Source organism: Ochrobactrum sp. A-1 (assembly GCF_022488005.1).
GTDB lineage: Bacteria > Pseudomonadota > Alphaproteobacteria > Rhizobiales > Rhizobiaceae > Brucella.
Window position 1 is genome coordinate 431,898 of sequence record NZ_JAKVQC010000003.1, and the last position, 23,887, is coordinate 455,784.

Genomic DNA, 23,887 nt, shown 5'->3' on the forward strand with positions numbered 1-23,887 from the left:
AGTTGAATATACTCGCCGTTAGCATTTAATTTACTATATTTTTCAAACATGATATCGCCAGCATCGATGTCGAGGTTATCATGTTTTTTATTTCAATTAATTCTAATAGAACGCTGTTTTATTCAACACTCTTGATATTATCTGGAGCCTTGGCTGGCTGTACGACTATACCGCCCGCAGAATTGTGCACGCCTGCAGAACAAAAACAGCTTAAGAAGCAACACCTCATCACCCAGTCAGCTCTTGATCGCAAGGAAGCGGAACTTTCTCGCTTGAAAAAGACCTCCGCACAGAATCGTTGCGTGGGCAGCTTGTTTACCCCTGCGGTCAAATCAGCGCAGTGCAAGGAATTGCTGACCAGAACAGATCGTGTGGTAACTGAATCCCAGACTTTGCGCGAGCGCCTCAATGAACTGAACATGGCGCTTGCTGGACGTCCGTCCCTATCCAAATATGTTAAATCGTGCAAAGCCTCCTGGGTCGCATCTCCTAAGAAACCTCAATCGAAAACTGTCCTCGTACGACGGCAGAAATTCAAAGCGACAGCCAGGCCGCACGATGAGATGGCCAGCACCATTGCAATGCCTGCCTATGAAACTCCTGCTTCTGCCGAAGTAGAGAAAGTGGATTACACGTCGTCTGCGACGGTGCAGACCTCGAATACTACACCGGCCTATGTTGCGCCTGTCAAATTAGCTCCACCTGTGGAACGCCCCTATACGTCGAACGCAAAAGTCAGGGTTGTCGGGTCAGAGTTCTTTCCGGACCAATCAGTACCAGCAAGTCAGCCAGTTCCGGACCATGCGCCTGCCCCGTAAGTGCCAGCCGCAAGGGCATGAAAAGGTTCTTGCCCTTGCGTCCCGTTGCAGCTTTCACTGTATCCGTCCAGAGCTTCCAGGTTTGATGGTCCCAGGGAGCAGGCGGCAGCAAGGCAAAAGCCTCTTTCAGGAAAGCACGATCCTCTTCCGGAAAATCCGGTATTTCTGGCAGGTCGTCATCAACGATAGACCACCAATGAGCCGCATCCTTGAAACGATCAAGATTTCCCCGTACCGCCAGCCAGAAGGGCTCAGCCTTGTCGCCAGAAATGCCCAATGTTGCCAAGCGTGGCTGAGCTTCTGAAAACGGCATCTCGTGCAGAAGAGCGCGATTGAGCGTATCCAGTTCGGCAGGATCGAATTTTGCCGATGATTTCGATATGGATGCTAGATCGAAGCGCTCTGCCAAGCTTTCCATATTGGATGCCGCCGATACACTTTCCGATGTGCCAATCAGGATCGCCAGTGATGCCACTGCCATGGGTTCGAAGCCAGCTTCGCGCAATGATCCGACGGACAGAGCACCGGTTCGTTTTGAAAGCCCCTCGCCCGAAATTGTCGTCAGCAGATTGTGGTGTCCGAAAATCGGAGCCTTGGCCCCCAGCGCCTCGAAAATCGCAATCTGTACGCCGGTATTGGTCACATGGTCGTCACCGCGGATGATGTGTGTAACACCAAGATCGATATCATCTACGACCGATGGCAGCGTATAGAGATAAGTGCCGTCTTCGCGCACGAGTACAGGGTCGGACATTGAGGCCAGATCCACAGTCTGCGGACCGCGAACCAGATCGTCCCAATGTATCTCTGTACGCGTAGATTTGAATGGATCGGCTTGGAAATTGGGTAACAGGAAACGCCAGTGTGGCTTGCGCCCCTCAGCCTCAAAAGCGGCCCTCTCATCTTCGGTCAGCTTCAGTCCTTCGCGGCCATATACCGGTGGCAAACGACGCGCGAGACGCAGCTTGCGACGGCGCTCCAACTCATCCGCCGTTTCATAACAGGCATAGAGCAACCCGGCCTGTTTGAGCTTCTCCACTGCCTTACTGTAAACATCGAAACGCTTCGACTGATATTCGATGCGATCAGGTTTTACACCGAGCCAGTCGAGATCGACTGCAATTGCCTGCGCATATTCTTCCCGGGAGCGTTCAACATCGGTGTCGTCATAGCGCAGAATGAACTTGCCACTATTCTTCTGAGCGAACAGCCAGTTTGAAAGTGCTGTGCGCGTATTGCCAATATGAATATAGCCCGTCGGCGACGGAGCAAAACGAACGGTTACGGTCATTTTATTGTCTTTCAGCGGTCGCGGAAGCGGTTCGTTATAGGGTAGCGGCGATCGCGTCCGAAATTCTTCTTGGTAATTTTGACACCCGGCGCCGATTGTCGGCGCTTGTATTCAGCCAGATAGAGCAGATGCTCGATCCGCTGAACGGTCTCAAGCGGATGCCCGCGTTTGGCAATCTCTGTATTGCTCATTTCATTTTCGACGAGGCATTCAAGAATATCGTCGAGAACCGGATAAGGCGGCAAGCTATCCTGATCCGTCTGATTTTCACGCAGTTCAGCGGATGGCGCCTTGGAAATGATATTATGTGGAATCACCTCAGCCGACGGGCCAAGCGCGCCGTTCGGTACATGGCTGTTACGCCACTCCGACATCGCGTAGACCTGCATCTTGTAGACATCCTTGATCGGATTGAACCCGCCATTCATGTCGCCATAAAGCGTCGCATAGCCGACCGACATTTCAGACTTGTTGCCGGTGGTGACAACCATCGAACCAAACTTGTTCGAAACGGCCATCAAAATCGTGCCGCGTGCACGGCTCTGCAAGTTTTCTTCCGTAACACCGCTCTCGGTTCCTTTGAAAAGCGGATGCAGTGCTTCAAGAAAGCCTTCAACTGGCGCAGAAATAGGAACAATATCGTAACGAACGCCGAGCGCCTTCGCACAATCAGCCGCGTCTTTCAGAGATTCATCGGATGTATAGCGGTAAGGCAGCATGATGCAGCGCACGCGATCCTTGCCCAATGCATCGACACCCAGAGCCGCACAGATTGCCGAGTCGATGCCGCCCGAAAGGCCGAGCACAACATCCTTGAAGCCGTTCTTGTTCACGTAATCCCGCAAGCCCAGCATGCAAGCGGAATAATCAGCTTCAAGCCCTTCTGGAAGAATGGCCTTCTCACCTTCTTCACAGCGCCAACCGTCATTCTCTCTGTGCCAGACGGTCAGCGTGATCTGCTCCGCGAATTGCGGCATTTGCAGGCAAAGCGACCGGTCAGCGTTGAATGCGAACGATCCACCATCGAAAACCAGCTCATCCTGCCCGCCAACCTGATTGGCATAAACCATGGGCAATTCGGTTTCGATCACCTGCTTCAGGACAACCTGATGGCGCCGGTCCATCTTTGCACGGTGATAGGGAGATCCGTTCGGTACAAGTAAAATCTCCGCGCCACTCTCGGCCAGCGTTTCCGCCACACCGAGTTCACCCCAAATGTCTTCACAGATTGGAATCCCAATGCGAACACCGCGGAAATTGATTGGTCCTGGCATTGGGCCTGCCTGAAATACGCGCTTCTCGTCGAACTCGCCATAATTCGGCAAGTCGACCTTGAACCGTTCGGCAATAATCTCGCCGCCATCCAGCACTGCAATGGAGTTATGCAGTCCACTTTCACGGCTGAGCGGTGTACCTATGATGACACCGGGACCGCCATCGGCGGTATCGCTAGCAAGTTCGCGCACGGCCTGTTCGCATGCCGCAAGGAAGGAAGGTTTCAGAACCAGATCTTCCGGCGGATAACCGGAGATGAACAACTCTGTAAACAGAATGAGATCGGCCTTCATCCTGGCGGCCTCAGCGCGTGCCGCGCGTGCCTTGGTCAGGTTTCCGGCGATATCGCCCATGACGGGATTAAGCTGCGCAACGGCAATACGGAGCATGGCAAGATTCTCGTGAGAGGCTAACATGCCCAAGCTTTAGCGCGCTTGGGTAAGCAAATGCAACGGATGCAATCAATCGACCGCTTTGTTTGTCAGACCAGATATGTCTTGATGAGGATATAGCCCCAGACCGCGGCGACGAACACGATGGAAATCAGAACAGCGAGCGACCCGCAATCCTTTGCAATCTGAATTTCCTTATGAAAATCCCGCGAGACGGCATCACAAGTCGCCTCGATGCCGGTGTTCAACACTTCCACGAGGATAAGAAACAGGATCGATCCGGTCATAAAAAGGAAAGCAAGCCCGGTCGGCGCAAGGAAAAAAGCCACTGGCAGAGACAGAAGAAAAAGCACCAGCTCCTGTTGAACTGCCTTTTCATGTCCTGCGAGGTACTTCAGTGCTCGCATGGAATTAAGAAAAGCCAGGAAAATCCGCTGCATCATTACCCTCAATCAAAATGGTTACAGCTTGGCCCGAAAATCAAAGTCGATTTTCAGAAAGCATAAAGCGTTCCTCGTGCATCCATTCGGACACATGCCGCTCCAAGGCAATCAATAGGTGAGTTTCCCCGAAATGCAACAGGGCGGAGATCGAAACCTCCGCCCTGCAAGTTCTGGAATGTTGGAAATCGTCAGGCGCTCGCGACGTGCTTGTCCGTACCGGCATCGCGTTCCTTCTTGAGGAGTTCGGCCAGCAGAAACGCCAATTCCAGCGCCTGATCGGCATTGAGACGTGGATCGCAATGCGTATGGTAGCGATCGTGCAGATCTTCTGCTGAAATCGCGCGCGCGCCGCCCGTGCATTCCGTCACGTTCTTGCCGGTCATTTCAACATGGATGCCACCTGGATGCGAGCCTTCGGCGCGATGAATCGCGAAGAAGGACTCCACTTCCTTGAGGATACGATCAAACGGACGCGTCTTGTAGCCACCGGCAGTGATCGTGTTGCCATGCATCGGATCACATGACCATACGACCTTGCGACCTTCCTTCTCGACGGCACGAATGAGCTGCGGCAGGTGATCGCCAACCTTGTCGTAGCCAAAGCGTGCAATCAGCGTCAGACGTCCTGCTTCGTTTTCCGGATTCAGAAGATCAATCAGGCGAATGAGATCATCCGGCTGCAGCGACGGCCCACACTTGAGACCGAGCGGATTCTTGATGCCGCGGCAGTACTCGATATGCGCATGGTCAGCCTGACGTGTGCGGTCACCGATCCAGATCATGTGGCCGGAGGTGCCGTACCAGTCGCCGGATGTCGAGTCCACGCGGGTCAGCGCTTCTTCATATCCAAGAAGCAACGCTTCATGGCTGGTGTAGAAATCGGTTTCACGCAGCGAATGATTGCTATCAGCCGTGATTCCGATTGCCCGCATGAAATTCATGGTTTCGGAAATACGCTGCGCCAAAGCTGCATATCGTTCTGCCTGCGGGCTCTTGCCGACAAAGCCGAGCATCCACTGGTGAACGTTCTCCAGATTAGCGTAGCCGCCCTGGGCGAATGCACGCAGCAGGTTAAGCGTCGCCGCCGACTGACGGTATGCCATGTCCTGGCGCTGCGGATCAGGAATGCGCGAGGCCGCGTCAAATTCGATCCCGTTGATGATGTCACCACGGTAGGACGGCAGTTCCACGCCATTTAGCGTTTCCATGTCCGATGAGCGCGGCTTGGCGAACTGACCGGCGATACGGCCAACTTTCACCACCGGCTTCGAAGCGCCAAATGTCAGCACGACGGCCATCTGAAGAAATACGCGGAAAAAGTCGCGGATGTTGTCCGCGCCATGTTCAGCAAAGCTTTCGGCACAATCACCGCCCTGGAGCAGAAATGCCTTGCCTTCCGCCACTTCGGCCAGTTGCTGCTTGAGCTTGCGCGCCTCACCTGCAAAAACCAGCGGCGGATAGGTGCGAAGACGGGCCTCAACGTCGTTCAGAGCCTGTGCGTCCGGATAAAACGGCACTTGCTTGATCGGTTTGTTTCTCCAGGAATGTGGGGTCCAGTTCTTCGTCATTTGTGCACCTGTTTGCTTCTATCCGCTCGATTTCTCTCGGATTATATCCTCCTTACACGAAAGCCGGAATCCCTTAACGGACAGCCCACATCTGACAATGATGGCAGCCTGCCCCGGAAAACCGGCGTGCGTGGTCGCGCTGATATAATGCAGGCTGAGACTTTATGCCAGCAATATTCGTTAACCGAAGAAACCAGTTGCGAAAGATTTAGCCGTCGACTTTCTCACCGTTCACGACACGATAGGTCGGCTTGTACATGGTGACCAGTTCTTCGGCCGCGGTCGGGTGGACCGCCATGGTGCGATCGAAGTCATCCTTGGTCGCACCAGCTTTAAGTGAAATACCCAGAAGTTGAGCCATTTCACCGGCATCCGGCCCCATGATGTGAGCGCCGACGACCCGACGGCTTGCAGCATCAACGATGAGCTTCATCAACATTTTCTCATTGCGGCCGGAAAGCGTGTTCTTCATCGGACGGAACAGCGCTCTGTAAACCTCGATTTCCGGATACTTCTTTGCAGCCTCATTCTCCGGCAAACCAACCGTGCCGATCTCCGGCTGCGAAAATACGGCGGTCGCGATCAATTCATGATCCGGCTTCGTCGGATTATCCTTAAAAGCAGTTTCGAGAAAGCACATGGCTTCATGGATTGCCACCGGCGTTAGCTGGACACGGTTTGTAACATCACCCACTGCCCAGATATTCGCGATATTGGTACGCGAATATTCATCGACCGGGATGGCACCAAGTTCGTCCATCTGCACACCAGCCCTTTCCAGACCGAGACCAGTCGTGTTGGCCTTGCGCCCAATAGCCATCATTGCCTGACCGACTTCCAATGTTTCGCCGTTGGTCAGCGAAATTTTCAGATTACTGTCGGACTGCTTCTCTATTTTCTCGAAAACCGCTTCACAAATGATGCGGATACCTTTTGCTTCCATCGTTTCATGCAAAAGATGTCGCAAATCCGGGTCGAAACGGGAGAGGATTTCCTTGCCTCGATAGACAAGTGTCGTTTCTACGCCAAGGCCATGGAATATGTTTGCGAATTCAACAGCAATATATCCGCCACCCGCAATGGCAATCGCTTTAGGCAGTTCAGCAAGATGGAACGCTTCATTGGAGCTGATGCAAAATTCATGTCCGGGCATAGTTTCCGGCATGCTCGGATGACCGCCGGTGGCGATCAGTATTTGATCTGCAGTGACGCGACGACCATCGGCCTTCAGTTCGATAGTATGCTCGTCAATCAATTCGGCACGGCTCGAAAAAATTTCAACTTTGGAATTCTGGAGACCCTTGGTGTAGAGCCCCTCAAGCCGGGTTATTTCCTTGTCCTTGGCATCGATCAGCTTTTTCCAGTCGAATGTTGATGCGCCAACATCCCAGCCGTAACCGGCCGCATCTTCGAAATGCTCAGGAAACTGCGAAGCATAGACGAAAAGTTTCTTTGGCACACAACCGCGAATAACGCAGGTCCCGCCCATGCGATATTCTTCCGCAAGACCGACCTTCTTACCCATCGCTCCGGCGAGACGAGCTGCCCGCACGCCGCCGGAACCGCCGCCGATAACAAATAGATCATAGTCGAAGCCGGTCATGGGATTCTCCAATAAAACATTACGTTGGCCGATATGTAGGCAAAAGAAAAAGCCCGGCCAAGAGACCGGGCTTTCAAATTCAGCGTTACCGCAACAAATTACTGCTGTGCAGGCTGTGCTGGAGCTGCTGTTGCCCCCGCCTGAGCGGCCAGAACTTCAGCCACGCTGGTTGCCAGGTCTCGAGCGATGCCGTTCTGCCAGATATTTGCGGCTTTTACGACTTCACGCGTTACAATCGGGCCTTCCGACAGAAGCTTCTTGCCTGCAGCCGACGTATAGAATGCTGCAATGGCCTTTAGTTCGTCTTCTGAAAAAGCCTTCGCATAGGCGCGCGCGGATTCGGTTTCGAGGTCCGCGCGGCGAGAAGCGAGAGCCAAAGCCTTGTCATCGACAGTCTTGGTGATCAACGCCTCCAGATTCGGGTCCTTCTGGATCAGCTCACCCTTCAGGGAGCGTGCTGCATTCGGCAGAATTTCGTCGAATTGCTCGGTAGCGTTAATTGCAGAAATAGCAGCACGAGCAGCTTCCAGGTGAGCTTCAGTGATTTCCTGTGCCGATGCTGCATGAATGCCCGACATCAGTACGAGCGCGGAAAACGGTGCAATCAGACGGCGAAAGCCAGTTGCCGGGATCATAAGGACAGTACTCCGTTCAATCAGTTCAAGACCGGTTCATGGTGCGGATGCCGTCGTTGCCGGCAATCACTGCCGCACGCGCCAGTCCGATGAAAAGTCCGTGCTCGACAACGCCTGGTATTGCGAAGAGAGCGTCAGATAGTGTCTTTGGATCGGGAATGCGGCCAAAAGATGCATCCACGATATAATGCCCACCATCTGTTACGAAGGGTGAGCCATCTTTTAAACGCAGTGCCAGCGGGCCCGCAAGCCCACACTTTGCAGCTGCCTCTTCAATTGCGCGTATGGTTGCGCCGAGACCGAAACGGTTGACCTCCACGGGCAGTGGAAAACGTCCTAGCGTCTCGACCACCTTTGAACCGTCGGCAATAACGATCATCGCATCCGACGCGGCAGCAACGATCTTTTCGCGAAGAAGAGCACCACCGCCGCCTTTAATGAGCGAAAGATCGGTGTCGACTTCATCGGCACCATCCACAGTAAGATCAAGATGAGGCGTTTCATCAAGCGTTGTAAGCGGGACCCCGAGTTCCTCGCAAAGTTTAGCGGTGCGTTCGGAGGTAGGCACCCCAATGATCTTGAAGCCATTGCTTACCTTGTCGGCAAGCAGACGTACGAATTCCTCGGCCGTTGAACCTGTACCAATCCCCAGATGCATTCCGTCCTTGACGTGTGTGAGAGCTTCTGCGGCGGCAGCGATTTTCAGCTTGCGAGCTTCGTCCATACTTGAATTCCCGATATTCCCCTGCGGATTCTAATTGTAGTCCGGTTCGCCTCTAGCACGCGGATGCGGCACAACAAAGCGCCTATTCGAACTAGGGCGCAGAATTTCGGTTTCTGGAGCGTTTACTGATCGCAAGGTTGAGCGGGAGGCGACAATCAGATAGGAATTTCATATTCCCCATTTCACACACGAGAAACTAATGTCTGCTGCCAATCCCAAACCCATCATCGTTTTTGATCTCGACGGAACTCTTGTTGATACAGCACCAGACCTTCTCGATAGCCTTAATCACTGCCTCGCAATATCCGGCCTGAAGACAGCCGACCGTGAATCGTTGCGGAGATTCGTGGGGCAAGGTGGTCGCGTCATGATCGAACGTGCTTTTGCCGCACAGCAAAAACAGGCCAACGAAACGCAGCTCGACAATCTGGTCGAAGAGTTCCGTGAGCATTATGCCGATAATATGCCGGGGCATTCATCCTTCTTCCCGGGTGTTCTGGAGGCAATGGACCGCTTTTCGGCAAGTGGTTACGAGTTGGCGGTTTGCACGAACAAATTCGAGGCCTTGTCCGTAAAGCTCTTGACTGCCATGGGCGAAGCTGGACGATTTGCTGCAATCTGCGGAGCCGATACATTTGCTTATCGCAAGCCTGACCCGCGCCATCTCACCGAAACCATCGCACGGGCTGGCGGAAACCGCGAACGGGCCATTATGGTCGGAGACAGCCGAACCGACATCGACACCGCAAAAGCGGCTGGCATTCCCGTTGTTGCCGTAGACTTCGGTTATACCGATCTTCCAGTGCAGCACTACGATCCAAGCCGCGTGATTTCGCATTTTGATGAGTTTACTCTCGAAATGGCTGGAGAACTCATCGATGCGGTCATCGATCCCGTGTAATGGGAGAATGGCATTTGATTATGCAGCGTTTTCTTATAGTTGGCTTAGCGTATTCAGCCATCGTATCAATAGCGTCTGCAAACGACGGATCGCCGGGCTTGCCCGGCGTACAGCCACAGAAACCTATCGTGTCCGCCCCACCCCCTGCTCCCGAACCGGATCAGAAGCCCAGTGGCAACTGGAAGAATTTTCGCGTCGGCAATACTGACGTGACTATCTCAGGCAGCATCACCGTTGATGTCGGCACCAAGAACAGCAGGACGTCGGGTCGCTAATTCCGATAGGACCGTGCCAGCGCCGACAAAACCGCGGGCAGTTGAGCAGGCAGATCTTCGGCGACAAGTCCATGACCGAAGCGACGCGCGGCATCGGCATGTATCCATACGGAAGCACAAGCCGCAGCGAACACGGGCATTCCCTGCGCAAGCAAGCCGCACATAATTCCCGTCAAGACGTCGCCTGATCCCGCTGTGGCGAGCAACGGCGTTCCATTGGAATTGACGATGGCCACGCCACCCGGTTCTGCGACCACGGTATCCGGGCCTTTATATATAATGACGGCATTGGCACGCTTTGCAGCTTCACGAGCCTTTCCGATCTTCGATACGGAACTCCGCGCAATGTCCGGAAACAGCCGTCGAAACTCTCCTTCATGCGGCGTCAGCACAAGCGCAGTCTTGGCGTTCTGCCGCCTATCGAACAGCTCATTTGGTTTATGTTCAAAAGCCGTAATCCCGTCGGCATCCAGAACCAGACCGTGAAATCCTTCCAGTTCGCTGCTTGCGAGAAACAAGGCGTGGTCACGCGCGAATACCCGATTTCCATATCCCGGCCCAAGTACTGCGGCTGCGACCTTGCGTTCGGCAAAGAACTGCTCAACATCCTTCAAACCGCGAGTTTCACGGAGTATGATACTGGTCAGATGTGTAGCATTGACCGCCATTGCATCGGGTGGAGACAGAAGCGTCACCGCTCCCGCTCCGCTGCGGGCCGCAGCGAGCGCTGACAGGCGAGCGGCACCGGTCGAATGAGCATTGCCGGAAAACACAGCAACATGACCGCGGCTATATTTATAAGCGTCAACGCCAAGTACCGGCAGGCTGCTTTCCCACAGGTCTGGAGCATTCTCGAAAACATGCGGTTCGATCGCGGCAAGTATGTGATCAGGAATACCGATATCTGCGACATGAAGAACACCGCAATGCGCCCTTCCCGGCTGTAGCAGATGACCGAGCTTCTTGCGAAAGAACGTAACTGTTGCGCGTGCTCGGATCGCCGTTCCGAGGATATCGCCGCTTTCGCCTGATATACCGCTTGGAAGATCAACTGCCACAACCGGCACATCAGAATTGTTGAGGGCGTCGATCGCGATGGCTTCTGCTCCACGAATGTCACGAGCCAGCCCTGCGCCGAATAAAGCATCTATTACACCGCCGAAACTTGCGACAGAGAATTCGCTGAAATTGGTAACGGACCCCTTGTAGAAAAGCGAGGCGCGCATGGCATCTGAACCTTTTTGCGGGGGAGCCGATGCGAAACATACGACTTCTAAGCCCGCTTCCAGTAGAAACTGCGCCGCGATGTAGCCATCACCACCATTGTTGCCGGGTCCGCATAGAACAGCGACGGGTGTATTGCGCGGAAACATCCGTTGCGCGACCTCTGCGACGGCACGCCCTGCCGCAAGCATCAGCGAGAAACCGTCCCTAACTCCTGTCTCAATTGTCTGGCGATCTGCTTCTGCCATTTCCTGCGGATTCAGCAACTCGTACATCGCATACCTTTTTCAACGTCGGTTCCCGGTGTGATTAAATACGCGGCACCGAACTTTATGCAAGTATGCTCTATTTTAAGGCGTAGTGACTAATTTTTAATCAGTGAAACTGGGGCTTTAAATCCTATTTCATGGTTCGCATGCAGAGACCTGCTTGCACAAGCATCGCTATTAGTGCCACTCTGCCTGCGGACGAATGAAATCGAAGAAAATTCATACACCACTTCAAACTGGCACACTTCATGCTTCTCTATTGGTGAAGCGGGCACAATGTCCATTTCCGAAGAAAAGCGGAGACCATTCTCTGATGAAAAAGATCGAAGCCATCATTAAGCCTTTCAAGCTAGATGAAGTGAAGGAAGCCCTTCAAGAAGTCGGCTTGCAGGGGATCACTGTCATCGAAGCCAAGGGCTTTGGACGACAGAAAGGTCACACCGAGCTTTACCGCGGCGCCGAATATGTCGTCGACTTTCTTCCCAAGGTGAAAGTTGAAGTCATCGTCGCAGACGAAACCGTGGACAGCGCCATCGAAGCCATCCGCAAGGCTGCCCAGACGGGACGCATCGGCGACGGCAAGATTTTCGTCTCTAACATCGAAGAAGTTATCCGTATCCGCACCGGTGAATCCGGCGTGGATGCCATCTGATAAGACCTGCGTACAATCCATCGTCGTGCAAACAGGGAATTAAAATGACGACTGCCAACGATATTCTCAAACAAATCAAAGACAACGACATCAAGTTCGTAGACCTTCGATTCACCGATCCGAAGGGCAAGCTGCAGCACGTTACGATGGATATCGGCCTCGTTGACGAAGACATGTTTGTTGACGGCGTGATGTTCGACGGCTCCTCTATCGCCGGCTGGAAGGCCATCAACGAATCCGACATGGTTCTGATGCCTGATCCGACGACAGCCCATATAGATCCATTCTTCGCTCAGTCGACACTGGTCGTTCTTTGCGATATTCTGGACCCGATCTCCGGTGAAGCTTACAGCCGTGATCCGCGCACGACCGCGAAGAAGGCCGAAGCCTACATGAAGTCGCTCGGCATCGGCGACACGGTCTATGTCGGTCCGGAAGCCGAATTCTTCGTCTTTGACGACGTGAAGTACAAGGCCGATCCGTACAATACCGGCTTCAAGCTCGACTCGACCGAACTGCCGTCGAATGATGATACTGATTATGAAACCGGCAATCTCGGCCACCGCCCGCGCGTCAAGGGCGGCTATTTCCCTGTTCCGCCGATCGACAGCGCACAGGACATGCGTTCCGAAATGCTCACTGTTCTGACGGAAATGGGCGTAACGGTTGAAAAGCACCACCATGAAGTGGCGGCGGCACAGCATGAACTCGGCGTCAAGTTCGACTCACTCGTTCGCAACGCCGACAAGATGCAGATATTCAAGTATGTCGTGCATCAGGTTGCCAACGCCTATGGCAAAACGGCAACCTTCATGCCAAAGCCGATTTTCGGCGACAATGGCTCGGGCATGCATGTTCACTTCTCGATCTGGAAAGACGGTAAGCCGACGTTTGCCGGCAATGAATATGCTGGCCTTTCTGAAAACTGCCTGTTCTTTATCGGCGGCGTCATCAAGCACGCCAAGGCTGTAAATGCATTCACCAACCCATCGACAAATTCGTACAAGCGTCTGGTGCCGGGCTATGAAGCTCCGGTTCTGCTTGCCTATTCGGCTCGCAACCGTTCGGCCTCCTGCCGTATTCCGTTCGGCAATTCGCCGAAGTCCAAGCGCCTGGAAGTTCGCTTCCCTGATCCGGCTGCGAACCCGTATCTGTGCTTTGCTGCCCTGCTGATGGCTGGTCTTGACGGCATCAAGAACAAGATTCATCCGGGCCAAGCCATGGATAAGGACCTTTACGATCTGCCTGCCAAGGAACTGAAGAAGATTCCGACCGTCTGTGGTTCGCTGCGTGAAGCCCTACAGTCGCTCGACAAGGATCGCGAGTTCCTGAAGGCTGGCGGCGTGTTCGACGACGATCAGATCGATAGCTTCATCGAACTCAAGATGGCCGAAGTTATGCGTTATGAAACGACGCCACATCCAGTCGAGTACGATATGTACTACTCGGTCTAAGAAAACTGCGCGGACGCCAATCCGTTCGCGCGATTTCTTTTGCTTTTACCGAGGGGAACGACGCGCAACATTTGATGATTGCGCGCGCAAAGAAACCCCGGAATTTCCGGGGTTTCTTCATCAGATAAAAGCGATAGTTTTGATATTTAAAGTGCTTGGAGCACGCGAGCGGCCATCATCATTTCGATTGCCCGCTTCTCCCGTCGTTCCACGGCTTCCGCGTCCGCCCCCCAATGCTCGATAGTCCAATCTTCATCGAGATGGGCCAGATTCCAGCCTTGTTCTGCGGTGACTTCGCCTTTCGCAATAGCAAGTGCAATAATCGCTGACCCGGTCAGCGTCGTCATCGTATGCAGTGACGCCAGCGCGATTGGATCTTTGTAGCCAGCCAGATGAACGCCGAATGCGGCTATGGCTTCCCGTGGTTGTTCGATATGCATCACACCTTCTGCAAGCGAAAACCTGGCGCCGAGGCCTTCCATCCAATCGATGAGGGGATCCCATAGCTTGGTCTGCCGAGAAACGAGTTCCTGCGGACTATCCGCACGATAGCAAAGCATATCCGTACCTGCGAAACGTAGAATATCCTCGAAAACCGCTTGTGGGTCCTGCGCAATTCCGTCGATCGCTGTGTTCACCAGGCGGGTCGCAGGCATCTTTCCCGGATCGATGACCTTTTCCTGAGCCGCGAATTCGTCCGCCACGATCAGGGCAGCTGCTTCGGTCGGCAATAGCAGAAGGTTGCGCGCCGGTGTCTTGACGGGGCGACCATCCAGATGGACGGCAAAGCCGCCTTCAACTTCTGCAACGTCTGCTTTTTCGTAGAAACGTTTTGGCAGCGGTGCCAGCATCTGCTTTTGGGCTCGCACAATCGGATTTTCATCCGAAAGCTGCTTTCCGGCTTCGAGATCGCTCAATATATCACGCATAGATTTATCCAGTTCTATATCGCTGGCTTGGTGGAGGCTCAACAATTAGAGAACCTGTTCATCCATAGCTTGCAGCAATGCATGGAGTTCGGATGGCGCTTCCAGAATGTGATGCGCGCCAGCATCTATCAATCCCTGCCTGTTATGATACCCCCAGGAGACGCCCGCCGCCATAGCGCCCGCCGAGCGAGCCATCTGCATATCATAAACGGCATCGCCGATAACAATCGTTCGGCTGGGTTCTATCCCCATTTCCAAACAGGATTCAAGCACCATTGCCGGATGTGGTTTTGACGGGCAATCGTCGGCGGTACGTGTCACCACAAAATGATGTCCGATACCATGACGCTCGAAAACAGACCGCACACCGCGCTGGGATTTTCCGGTCACAATGCCAAGCAGGAGGTCATCCCTCGCCCCAAGCTCGGTCAGAAGCGGTAGAATGCCATCGTAGAGCGGCTCTGCGAAATCGGGAGCCTGTCGCAACATCACAAAGTTTTCCTTGTAGCGTTGCGTCAGCCAATGCACCTGCTCGTCCGGTTCGCGCTTCAAAAGCTTCGCAATTGCCAGATGTAGCGACAGGCCGATAATCGAATGGGTCTCCTCGATTGCAGGAGGTTCCAGACCGGCATCGGCAAAACTCGTTGTCATGCATCTGTGAATGAAGTCACCGCTGTCGACCAGCGTACCGTCGCAATCAAAAAGGACCAGTTTCATCGGGCGTTGGAAACCTTTGCCGGTTTGTTGATAATTATCAGTCCGCAACCGATCAGTGCAAGAGCTGCGAATATTTTCCAGCTCAGAGGCTCGTTCAAGATGAGACCGCTCAATAACACGCCGAACGCAGGTGTGAGGAAAGCGAAATTCGAAAGTTTCGACGCGGGATACCGGCGCACCATCCAGAACCAGAGTGGATAGGTGAAAGCCACTACGAATATAGCCTGAAAAAGGAAAGCGGATATAGACAGTACATCCGGATTGCGAAGCAACGGACCGCTCAACGTGATGAACGGTAGAGGCACGAGGGTCGCGACCACCAGCTGATAGAGAAGCGTTTTTTCCGGAGCCGTATAGGCTAGCCGGGTTCGCTTGATGACCAGCGTGGTAAGTCCCCACAGCACGCCAGACACCAGTGCAAGCATATCGCCATAGATCGCATGCGGTCCTGGTCGGCTGACATGATCGGAGAAGACGAGAAACACACCCAAAAACGCGATGCACATGCCAATGAAAGCACGCACAGACATCTTCTCGCCGAGAAGGAAATGACTGCCAATAGCGACCCAGAATGGCATGACATTCATCATAAGCGTAACACGCCCCACGCTCGTCAGCTCCATCGCCAGAAAAATCAGAACGAATTCGCTTCCGAACAGCAGCCCGGCGGCAATTCCGGCCCAGAGCGTACCATCACGTTTGAAAAGAGGGATGTGACGCCAATAGCACCAGAGAAAAACGCATATACCGCCGAGCGCAGCCCGCCCCGCCGCCATCAACATGGGATTGAATCCTCGGTTGCCTATCTTGATGGCAACCTGATTGAGCCCCCAGCTGAACATGATGAACATGACCAGCATGATGGCCAGCCCATCGAACGAAACTCGTCCTTCGGACGATCCCCCCGCTTCGCCTGACATTTTTAATCTTCCGCACTTTCCTCATCGAAGCCAAGCAGGTTCCATGACTGCACCATATGTGGCGGCAATGGCGCCGTCACATCGATAATGCCGCCCGACGGGTTTGGGATGCGAATACGCCGCGCATGAAGATGCAGTCGTTTTTGTATCCCGCCCGGAAACTCCCAATTCTGGTCAGCTTCAAAATATTTTGGATCACCGATGATGGGATGACCGATATAGGCGGCATGAACGCGCAGCTGGTGCGTCCTGCCGGTATAAGGTTCCATCTCGAGCCAGGTCAGGTTGTTCCCGGCCTTCTCGATGATGCGATAATACGAAACAGCATGATCGGAATCCGGTTCGCCGTGCTGGCAGACCCGCATCTTGTCTCCGTCCGGCGTCTGTTCCCTAACCAGCCAAGTGGAAATCTTGTCCTCGCGCTTACGTGGAACGCCTTTAACCAAAGCCCAATATGTCTTCTTGGTATCACGTTCACGGAAGGCGGCAGTCAGGGCCTGTGCTGCGCCACGCGTGCGCGCTACAACCAGTACCCCTGAAGTGTCACGGTCGATACGATGCACAAGACGCGGCTTTTCGCCCTTCTTGTTGCGCCATGCCTCCAGCATTCCATCAACATGTCGCGTTACGCCTGAACCGCCCTGCACGGCGAGACCTGCGGGCTTGTTGAAAACGTACACTTTCGGGTCTTCATAGAGAAGCATCTGCGAAAGCACGTCGCCGTCCTGCTGGCTGCGGATTGTCCGCGCCGTAACCGGTCCGGTGGCTTTTTCATCAACGCCAAGAGGTGGAATACGAACCGTCTGCCCGGCTTGCACGCGCGTATCTGCCTTGGCCCTTGAGCCGTCGATACGAACCTGCCCCGACCGCAGAAGCTTCTGCAGATGGCCGAAACCCAGCCCCGGATAATGGACCTTGAACCAGCGATCGAGCCGCATTCCCGCCTCGCCTGTATCCACAATCTTCTGTTCAACGCCTGCCATGGAGAAACCCGATCAACTCTTGCAATTGCGGTGCGTACGCGCGCGCCGGTCATTTAGTCCTGTCAATAGACGCGAGTTCCGACGATTGCTAGGCAGAATTCCCGAAAACTGCAATTTGGCTACATTCGCGGAAAACAGCTCAGCTTTCACCAAAGAGTTCGATTCCAGCTGCTGAATCTTCACACTCGGTTACATGCGTTTTTAATTTATGGTCGATCTTGACACCCAATCGCCACTTCTTCCCGCCATCAGATATTGATAGAACAACGGGCCTATACCATTTAGTCCCGTGAAATAGAACGAGCGGGAGTGCGAAAGTGTCATTGCTCAAAATCTACTGGCGAGCCATGGAATACCTTGCTGTCGAGAAGACTGCAACGATTACCATGTGTGTTGCCAGCGTGCTGGTTGCCCTGGTTACCCTTGCTGAACCAATTCTGTTCGGCCGGGTCATTCAGGCTATCTCTGACAAGGGCGATATTTTCTCGCCTCTTGCGATGTGGGCTGCACTCGGCGGCTTCAACATCGTTGCCGCAGTCTTTGTGGCACGGGGAGCGGACCGTCTCGCACACCGTCGCCGTCTGGGCGTGATGATCGATTCCTATGAGCGTCTCATCACGATGCCGCTTTCGTGGCACCAGAAGCGCGGTACGTCCAACGCACTCCATACACTGATCCGTGCAACGGACTCACTTTTCACACTCTGGCTCGAATTCATGCGCCAGCATCTGACGACAATCGTTGCTCTGGCGACGCTTATCCCGGTTGCCATGAACATGGATATGCGCATGTCGCTGGTGCTTATCGTGCTCGGCGTCATTTATGTGATGATCGGCCAGCTCGTCATGCGCAAGACCAAGGACGGCCAGATGGCTGTCGAGAAGCATCACCATAAGCTGTTCGAACATGTCAGCGATACGATCAGCAATGTCTCGGTCGTGCAGAGCTACAACCGTATCGCTTCGGAAACCCAGTCCCTGCGCGATTATGCCAAGAATCTTGAGAAGGCGCAGTTCCCTGTCCTTAACTGGTGGGCGCTGGCCAGCGGCCTGAACCGCATGGCATCGACCTTCTCAATGGTGGTGGTTCTCGTTCTCGGTGCCTATTTCGTAACCAAGGGCCAGATGCGCGTCGGTGACGTGATTGCCTTTATCGGCTTTGCGCAGTTGATGATCGGTCGTCTCGACCAGATCAGCGCTTTCATCAACCAGACGGTTACGGCACGTGCCAAGCTTGAAGAATTCTTCCAGATGGAAGACGCCACGGCTGATCGTCAGGAACCACAGAACGTTTCGGACCTTACCGACGTCAAGGGCGACATCGTTTTCGACAATGTTACCTTCGAGTTTCCGAATTCCGGTCAGGGCGTCTACGACGTGTCCTTCGAGATCAAGCCGGGACAAACGGTAGCTATCGTCGGCCCAACCGGTGCGGGCAAGACCACGTTGATCAATCTACTGCAGCGTGTTTTCGATCCCGCAGCTGGCCGCATCACGATTGATGGAACGGATACGCGTACCGTCAGCCGTCGCTCGTTGCGTCATGCTATTGCAACCGTCTTCCAGGATGCGGGCCTGTTCAATCGTTCGGTTGAAGAGAATATTCGTGTCGGTCGCGAAAGCGCTACGCATGAGGAAGTGCATGCCGCAGCGCACGCGGCTGCAGCCCATGACTTCATTCTGGCCAAGAGCGCCGGCTACGATACCGTCGTCGGTGAACGCGGCTCGCAGCTTTCGGGTGGGGAACGCCAGCGTCTGGCAATCGCTCGAGCAATCCTGAAAGATTCACCGATCCTCGTTCTTGACGAAGCCACGAGTGCGCTCGATGTCGAAACCGAAGAAAAAGTGAAGCAGGCGGTTGATGATCTCAGCCACAACCGCACGACTTTCATCATTGCGCATCGTCTTTCAACGGTTCGCTCTGCTGACCTGGTTCTGTTCATGGATAAGGGACATTTGGTCGAGAGTGGCAGCTTCGATGAACTTGCCACACGCGGTGGGCGCTTTACCGACCTTCTCCGTGCAGGTGGTCTCAAGCTGGAAGACACCGCACCCAAGGCAGCTGAGGGTAGTAATGTGATGCCCTTCCCGTCTAAAGGTGCAGTTGGTTAAACTGTAAAACTATTAAAAACCCGCGATGATTTCATCGCGGGTTTTTCGTGTTCAGTATGAGGGCGGAAACTAGAAGTATGCTCTAATATATTGTTTTATTTATATATTGTGCGTTGACGTATCGAAAAGACTATAACAATTACGGCCTTTACCCTTCGCTTCATAGAGCGCAACGTCCGCATTGCGGGCCAGCGCTTCTGGCGTCGAACCGTCGCGGGGTGCGAGTACTGCGCCAACGCTTGCCGAAATACCCAGATTGACGCCGTGAATGACAAAGGGTTCACGGAAAGCTTTAACGACCCTTCCTGCCACCACCTCAATGATTTCGACGCAATCTTCATCAGGAAGAATGACAGCAAATTCGTCACCGCCCACACGTACAGGGATGTCGCTTTCTCGCAAGGCAGAACGCAAACGTTGCGCTGCTTCAATCAGAAGCGCGTCGCCCATCAGGTGGCCATAAGTGTCGTTGACTGCCTTGAACCGATCGAGATCGATCAGCAGCGCACCAATCGGCTTTCCCTCTCCTAAGGCTTTTTCGATCAGTGGAACGGCAAGCTCGGTAAGAGCCCCGCGATTATAAAGCTTGGTCAACCGATCGGTCAGCGCAAGGCGCTTGAGAGCGGTGGAATCATCGCTTAAAAATTTGTTGGCCCTTTGCAGGCGTAGCAGCCCGCTGGCAACGCGGGCGAAGTCCTCGAGCTTGGCTCGCTCTGCATCCGAGATTTTTCGTGGCTTGCTATCGACAATACATAGCGAGCCGACCGTCAATCCGGCATCGATAGACACCGGTGCTCCGCCATAGAAACGGAAACGAGGTTCCCCGGTCACATAGGGCATCGAACAGAAGAAATCGTTCTCAACCATATCTTCGATCACGAAGAACTTGCCGCTTTCCACGACGAAGGTGCATGCGGTCAGTTCGCGCGGACAACTGCTGACCTTTTCGCCAGCGTTGGCCGCGATGCGCTGCCAGTCCTCATCGATAATGTTGAGAGCAGACGTGCTGACGCCAAAGACCTCTTTCACAAGCGATACGAGCGTATCCAGTTCTGGCAGTCCGAGGCTGGAGACGGAAATGAGGCTGCGGACGCTTTCAAGTCGCTCGACTTCATTTGCAGGAACAGAAAAAGGCTTCTTGTCTGTCATCGAACTATAGGTATCCGCATTCATCATTTTCACCGTCATCCGCGCTCCCTTCCCAAGCTATAGATAGTGATGAGCATCTCGACAGCAAGCCAAGCTTGCCCGGACAGGCAGAGTTCGAACAGGTTTTCGTCAGGCGGAAGCATGAACGTGAAACAGGTGTTTCACTATAAAACACATAAAGGCGGCGACCGGATGGGTCGCCGCCTCTGTCGCTAGAAACATGGACTGGAGGTCATCATAGTTCTACGACAATGCGTGTGCCAAAACCGGCACTATCCGCCAGAATATTAGAACGAGCGCTGGAAGCGGATCTTGCCCTGCCAGGCGTCTTTGCCGTCCATGCTCGTGTTCTTGTCCTGCCACTTGGTGTAGGAAACTTCAGGCGTGATGGTGAAGCCGGGAACCAGCTGATAGGCAACGTTTGCCGTTGCAGCGAAGGTTTCGCTGTCGTCATAAGCGGCCTGTACGTTGAAGGTCGCCTTGCTGGTTGCCTTATAGGCTGCACCGCCCCAGACTGCCCAGTCACCGCCCCAGGTGCCATAGAACGAGTCAATGATACGAACGCGATAACCGCCCGACGTGCCGTAATGATCGTCGTTGGACTTGTAAGCGCCCTGCAGCCAGACCGAGAACTGATCGGTGATGTTGACATCGCCGCGAACCTTACCGGCCCATTCTTCGTTACGGGCGTCATAGGCGACGACACCGGCGAGCTTGCCCCAGCTCTGCTCGTATTTCAGGCCACCGACCACGTGCGGCATGTAATCCTTGATGGTGACATCTACGTTGGAGTCGGAATTGCCACCTTCTTCGAACGAGACAATGGCTGAGAAGCCGTTTCCGCCCTTGAAGGTATAGCTGATGAGGTTGGTGCGGTAACCGCCAGCGAGGATCACGTCATCGCTGATGACGTTGCCGAGATAGCCAGTGAAGGTGACGAAGGCCGATTCATCAAGACCAACGCGCAGGCCGCCGAGCTGGATATAGGCATAACGCAGCGAAGTGCTGGTAGAGCCGCCATTATAGTTGTCAGCCTTGCCATTGCCGTCACCCGTCTAGTCGTAACGCAGTTCGCTATAGGTCTTCAGCGTTCCGAGATCCGTTTCGGAAGCGGTCGAGAAACGCAGGCTGACGCGGGCCAGCTTGTTCCAGGTGTCGCGCTCCAGCTGGGCCGGGGTGCGAGCGTAGTTGTTGTCGCCGCCGCTTGCGTCATAGCGAACATAGCCATGAATACGCAGGCAGGTTTCCGTTCCCGGAATGTAGAAATAGCCAGCACCATATGCGTCGCATACGCGGACATATTCAACGGCTTCTGGCTCGGGCGCCACGATAGCATCGGCTGCTTGCGCGCCAGAAATCGCTACGAGCGATGCTGCCGAACCGAGAAGAATTTTTCTGATAATCATTCATGCGTCTCCAGTAGATGAGTTAGACGCTATCGTCTATATTTCTTCACGATAATTTGATCAATGTTTATTCTATGTATATTTTGTGAATTATTTATATATGATGTATGAGTTACTTCATATATATTTTATATTTACTTCATTAATCAGAAATTTGGCAAATAAAATCCCCTGATCGTCACAACATGCAACGAATCCACAACATCGGATATTTTCCTATTCTGCCCCTTATGCCCGTCCAGCCCGCACAAAAAGCGGACGCCCTCACCTATCCAGCAACGGTGAAGGTTTTATAACAGCAACAATAAATATACGTCGCAGCGCCGATGATTGCCGATATTTTCCAGTCGGACAGCGAACGCCGCAAAGCGCGACTCGTCAATTCAAATGCATGGAATGTTGATTCGTCATTGTGGACCTGACGAAGTGGTTTTCCTCGGTCATTCTCCCGCACAATAAAGAAAACGAAGGCAGCAGGGGTAATACAATGGTTCTATTCTCTATTGTCATAGGCGTGCTGACGTCTGCGGTGGTAATCGCCGCGTGCATCATGCTTTGGAGATATGAACGTCCCTGAATTTGCCACGAAGAAAGTGCGCAACGACCGGCCAACTTCAACGGTCAAATCCATAACAGCGCGGCCTGTTTCGCTACGCTGAAACATCTTTTATCAATTCGCTTCAAAATATTTTCATTTGCCTTCAGGCGTATTGCATTGCCAAGATTAGGCTCAAATCCAGTTCGCTGATATGTTCCGTCTGTTGCCAGACCTTCAGCCACTCCCTTTGCGAACATTTGTAGCTTTGCATTTTTCAATATTGGCTTATGCCCATCACCATAAGGATACTCTATGATGAGATCAGAAGACGCTCTGTTGCTGAATGCTATTAGCGCCCAGGCCGACCGGGCTGAATTGATTATGCCCAAGCCCCTCTCGCTGAATCCGATTGCCGAACGTCTACACGACGAATTCCCGCACCGATCCACTGCCGGAATAGAAACTCAGTGCCGGGTTGTCTGGCAGGATCGTTACCTGTTCTGGAATTGATATCGCCTTTACAACAGCTTTTGGTGCAGGCGCATCGCAATCGTTACCCCGCTTCGGCGGGGTTTTTGTTAAGACAATAAGGCAATGGCTGCGCGATAACGCGGATGCCTACGCCCCGCTTACTTCGTTCTTCTTTTTCTTTTTATCTTCGTCGTAATGCCACTTGATGGCGAAGAACATGGCGGCGCCCAACACAACGACCTTGAACGCTACGAAGAATACAGGAATCCATTCCATTTTTTGAATATTTCCATACCGCTATCTATCGAGTAGAGCATTACCCTAGAACGGCTGTTTCAGCATCTTCTTTTTACTTCAATGGTGCCAGGAAAATCAGGCCGTGCGGATTTGCCGCTGGACTGACTTGGCATCTGTGGCCGGATACAAGAACGACAACACCCGCGTAGCCAAAGCAGCAAAATAGGCGCCTATTTTCGCTCGCGTTGGCGTTCAACACAGGTTTTCGAATCTTTTCCAGGCGCGCATTCATCCTCCTCTGTTTTCTTTATGCGGTCCTGCTTCTGTGACTCAGGATTTAAAGGAACATGAACCGCATCTGGGTCAGAGGGCGGCTGATTGGGAGCCGGAGGTGGATTACCTGGCACCTCTGGCTCTTGCGTGCCGGACTGGGTTGGCATGCCCGACTCCTGAGCAACAGTAAAATTCGGGGCCATAAACAGTAGCGCAAAAACGATAATGCGTTTCATTTCTCTACTCCGAATTGAAATAGTGGAATTGTCTTGAATCCTCTCTCCAAAAAGAATGAAACGAACTTCGGCCCATCATGTTCCTTCACCTTGCCTGACTGGCAGCGCTTGCAGGGTGTCGAGAGCCGATGCGTTGCACCGACCGGTCATGCGTGGAAACGGTGTGGGAACAGGCGCTTGGACAGAGATAACATAGGCTAACCGTTATGGACACGTGGTCGCAATTGACGAGGCAAAACGTTCCCATCATTGCCAGGTTCAATGATGTGATAAATACGGAATAATGCTGAATTTAGATTGTTGAATGGTGGGCGTGACAGGGATTGAACCTGTGACCCTTCGCGTGTGAAGCGAATGCTCTCCCGCTGAGCTACACGCCCGATGAGCAAAGCT

The 23,887-nt window shown here is 53.4% G+C and carries 22 protein-coding genes, 1 tRNA gene and 1 pseudogene; 6 read left to right on the top strand and 18 right to left on the bottom strand.

The features are described from left to right. The first annotated feature begins 80 nt into the window (after nt 1-80). Nucleotides 81-818 carry a hypothetical protein gene (locus MKS82_RS03800; protein WP_109988172.1) on the top strand — a complete coding sequence of 246 codons (738 nt, stop codon included), beginning with the start codon at nt 81-83 and terminating at the stop codon, nt 816-818. Here the strand turns inward: MKS82_RS03800 and gltX are convergent. From gltX to rpiA, 7 genes are all read right to left on the bottom strand, one after another. Beyond that, complete coding sequence (gene gltX, locus MKS82_RS03805; RefSeq protein ID WP_109988173.1) at nt 736-2,109, bottom strand: glutamate--tRNA ligase; 1,374 nt, start codon at nt 2,107-2,109, stop codon at nt 736-738. The two genes, MKS82_RS03800 and gltX, sit on opposite strands and share 83 nt — an antisense overlap. An 11-nt stretch (nt 2,110-2,120) precedes the next feature. Beyond that, nucleotides 2,121-3,800 carry an NAD+ synthase gene (locus MKS82_RS03810; RefSeq protein ID WP_109988174.1) on the bottom strand — a complete coding sequence of 560 codons (1,680 nt, stop codon included), beginning with the start codon at nt 3,798-3,800 and terminating at the stop codon, nt 2,121-2,123. A 65-nt stretch (nt 3,801-3,865) separates the two neighbouring features. Then, nucleotides 3,866-4,216, bottom strand: coding sequence for a diacylglycerol kinase (locus MKS82_RS03815; RefSeq protein ID WP_109988175.1), 351 nt, complete (start codon nt 4,214-4,216; stop codon nt 3,866-3,868). Nucleotides 4,217-4,407: 191 nt separating this feature from the next. Beyond that, a complete protein-coding gene (locus tag MKS82_RS03820; protein WP_109988176.1) occupies nt 4,408-5,787 on the bottom strand; it encodes a class II 3-deoxy-7-phosphoheptulonate synthase in 1,380 nt (459 codons plus the stop codon). Nucleotides 5,788-5,995: 208 nt separating this feature from the next. Beyond that, nucleotides 5,996-7,390, bottom strand: a complete 1,395-nt coding sequence (gene gor, locus MKS82_RS03825; RefSeq protein ID WP_109988177.1) for a glutathione-disulfide reductase — start codon at nt 7,388-7,390, stop codon at nt 5,996-5,998. A 98-nt stretch (nt 7,391-7,488) separates the two neighbouring features. Continuing rightward, nucleotides 7,489-8,025 (bottom strand): DUF2059 domain-containing protein, encoded by a 537-nt coding sequence (locus MKS82_RS03830; RefSeq protein WP_109988178.1) that lies wholly within the window; start codon nt 8,023-8,025, stop codon nt 7,489-7,491. 25 nt (nt 8,026-8,050) lie between these two features. Continuing rightward, nucleotides 8,051-8,749: a ribose-5-phosphate isomerase RpiA gene (rpiA, locus tag MKS82_RS03835; protein WP_109988179.1), complete on the bottom strand. Its 699-nt coding sequence runs from the start codon at nt 8,747-8,749 to the stop codon at nt 8,051-8,053. A 199-nt stretch (nt 8,750-8,948) separates the two neighbouring features. Here rpiA and MKS82_RS03840 point away from each other — a divergent pair, with 199 nt between their 5' ends. Continuing rightward, nucleotides 8,949-9,650, top strand: a complete 702-nt coding sequence (locus tag MKS82_RS03840) for an HAD family hydrolase (protein ID WP_109988180.1) — start codon at nt 8,949-8,951, stop codon at nt 9,648-9,650. Further along, nucleotides 9,650-9,925: a hypothetical protein gene (locus MKS82_RS29640; protein WP_306461007.1), complete on the top strand. Its 276-nt coding sequence runs from the start codon at nt 9,650-9,652 to the stop codon at nt 9,923-9,925. Before MKS82_RS03840 ends, MKS82_RS29640 begins: the two co-directional genes overlap by 1 nt. On the opposite strand, the gene MKS82_RS03850 is transcribed toward MKS82_RS29640, so the two are convergent. Next, nucleotides 9,922-11,424 (bottom strand): NAD(P)H-hydrate dehydratase, encoded by a 1,503-nt coding sequence (locus MKS82_RS03850; protein WP_109988181.1) that lies wholly within the window; start codon nt 11,422-11,424, stop codon nt 9,922-9,924. The two genes, MKS82_RS29640 and MKS82_RS03850, sit on opposite strands and share 4 nt — an antisense overlap. Nucleotides 11,425-11,731: 307 nt before the next feature. Between MKS82_RS03850 and MKS82_RS03855 the strand changes: the two genes are divergently transcribed. Both MKS82_RS03855 and glnA read left to right on the top strand, forming a co-directional pair. Then, on the top strand, nt 11,732-12,070 hold the full coding sequence (locus tag MKS82_RS03855; RefSeq protein WP_002964122.1) for a P-II family nitrogen regulator: 339 nt from the start codon (nt 11,732-11,734) through the stop codon (nt 12,068-12,070). A 44-nt stretch (nt 12,071-12,114) separates the two neighbouring features. Beyond that, nucleotides 12,115-13,524 (top strand): type I glutamate--ammonia ligase, encoded by a 1,410-nt coding sequence (gene glnA, locus MKS82_RS03860; RefSeq protein ID WP_109988182.1) that lies wholly within the window; start codon nt 12,115-12,117, stop codon nt 13,522-13,524. A gap of 146 nt (nt 13,525-13,670) precedes the next feature. Here the strand turns inward: glnA and MKS82_RS03865 are convergent, their stop codons facing one another. From MKS82_RS03865 to MKS82_RS03880, 4 genes are read right to left on the bottom strand one after another with little or no spacing between them, the layout of a single operon-like run. Then, nucleotides 13,671-14,453 carry an ATP12 family chaperone protein gene (locus tag MKS82_RS03865; protein ID WP_109988183.1) on the bottom strand — a complete coding sequence of 261 codons (783 nt, stop codon included), beginning with the start codon at nt 14,451-14,453 and terminating at the stop codon, nt 13,671-13,673. 45 nt (nt 14,454-14,498) lie between these two features. Further along, on the bottom strand, nt 14,499-15,170 hold the full coding sequence (locus MKS82_RS03870) for an HAD-IA family hydrolase (protein ID WP_109988184.1): 672 nt from the start codon (nt 15,168-15,170) through the stop codon (nt 14,499-14,501). Beyond that, entirely contained in the window at nt 15,167-16,090 is a 924-nt protein-coding gene (locus MKS82_RS03875) for a DMT family transporter (RefSeq protein WP_109988185.1), read from the bottom strand. Before MKS82_RS03875 ends, MKS82_RS03870 begins: the two co-directional genes overlap by 4 nt. Nucleotides 16,091-16,092: 2 nt before the next feature. Continuing rightward, nucleotides 16,093-17,073, bottom strand: coding sequence for an RluA family pseudouridine synthase (locus tag MKS82_RS03880; protein ID WP_061346245.1), 981 nt, complete (start codon nt 17,071-17,073; stop codon nt 16,093-16,095). A gap of 317 nt (nt 17,074-17,390) precedes the next feature. Between MKS82_RS03880 and MKS82_RS03885 the strand changes: the two genes are divergently transcribed. Further along, nucleotides 17,391-19,184, top strand: coding sequence for a glucan ABC transporter ATP-binding protein/ permease (locus tag MKS82_RS03885; protein WP_109988186.1), 1,794 nt, complete (start codon nt 17,391-17,393; stop codon nt 19,182-19,184). Nucleotides 19,185-19,283: 99 nt separating this feature from the next. Here the strand turns inward: MKS82_RS03885 and MKS82_RS03890 are convergent, their stop codons facing one another. From MKS82_RS03890 to MKS82_RS03910, 6 genes and pseudogenes are all read right to left on the bottom strand, one after another. Next, entirely contained in the window at nt 19,284-20,372 is a 1,089-nt protein-coding gene (locus tag MKS82_RS03890) for a sensor domain-containing diguanylate cyclase (RefSeq protein WP_109988187.1), read from the bottom strand. Nucleotides 20,373-20,620: 248 nt separating this feature from the next. Then, nucleotides 20,621-21,739 (bottom strand): annotated as a pseudogene (locus MKS82_RS03895) (porin). Between the two features lie 621 nt (nt 21,740-22,360). Next, the gene (locus MKS82_RS03900) at nt 22,361-22,666 is read right to left on the bottom strand and encodes a hypothetical protein (protein WP_146206486.1); all 306 of its coding nucleotides are present in this window, start codon (nt 22,664-22,666) and stop codon (nt 22,361-22,363) included. Between the two features lie 229 nt (nt 22,667-22,895). Continuing rightward, nucleotides 22,896-23,024 (bottom strand): hypothetical protein, encoded by a 129-nt coding sequence (locus MKS82_RS29495; protein ID WP_268904578.1) that lies wholly within the window; start codon nt 23,022-23,024, stop codon nt 22,896-22,898. Between the two features lie 191 nt (nt 23,025-23,215). Further along, the gene (locus MKS82_RS03905; RefSeq protein ID WP_109988189.1) at nt 23,216-23,494 is read right to left on the bottom strand and encodes a hypothetical protein; all 279 of its coding nucleotides are present in this window, start codon (nt 23,492-23,494) and stop codon (nt 23,216-23,218) included. A gap of 305 nt (nt 23,495-23,799) precedes the next feature. Continuing rightward, a tRNA-Val gene (locus tag MKS82_RS03910) sits at nt 23,800-23,874 on the bottom strand. Nucleotides 23,875-23,887 lie beyond the last annotated feature (13 nt).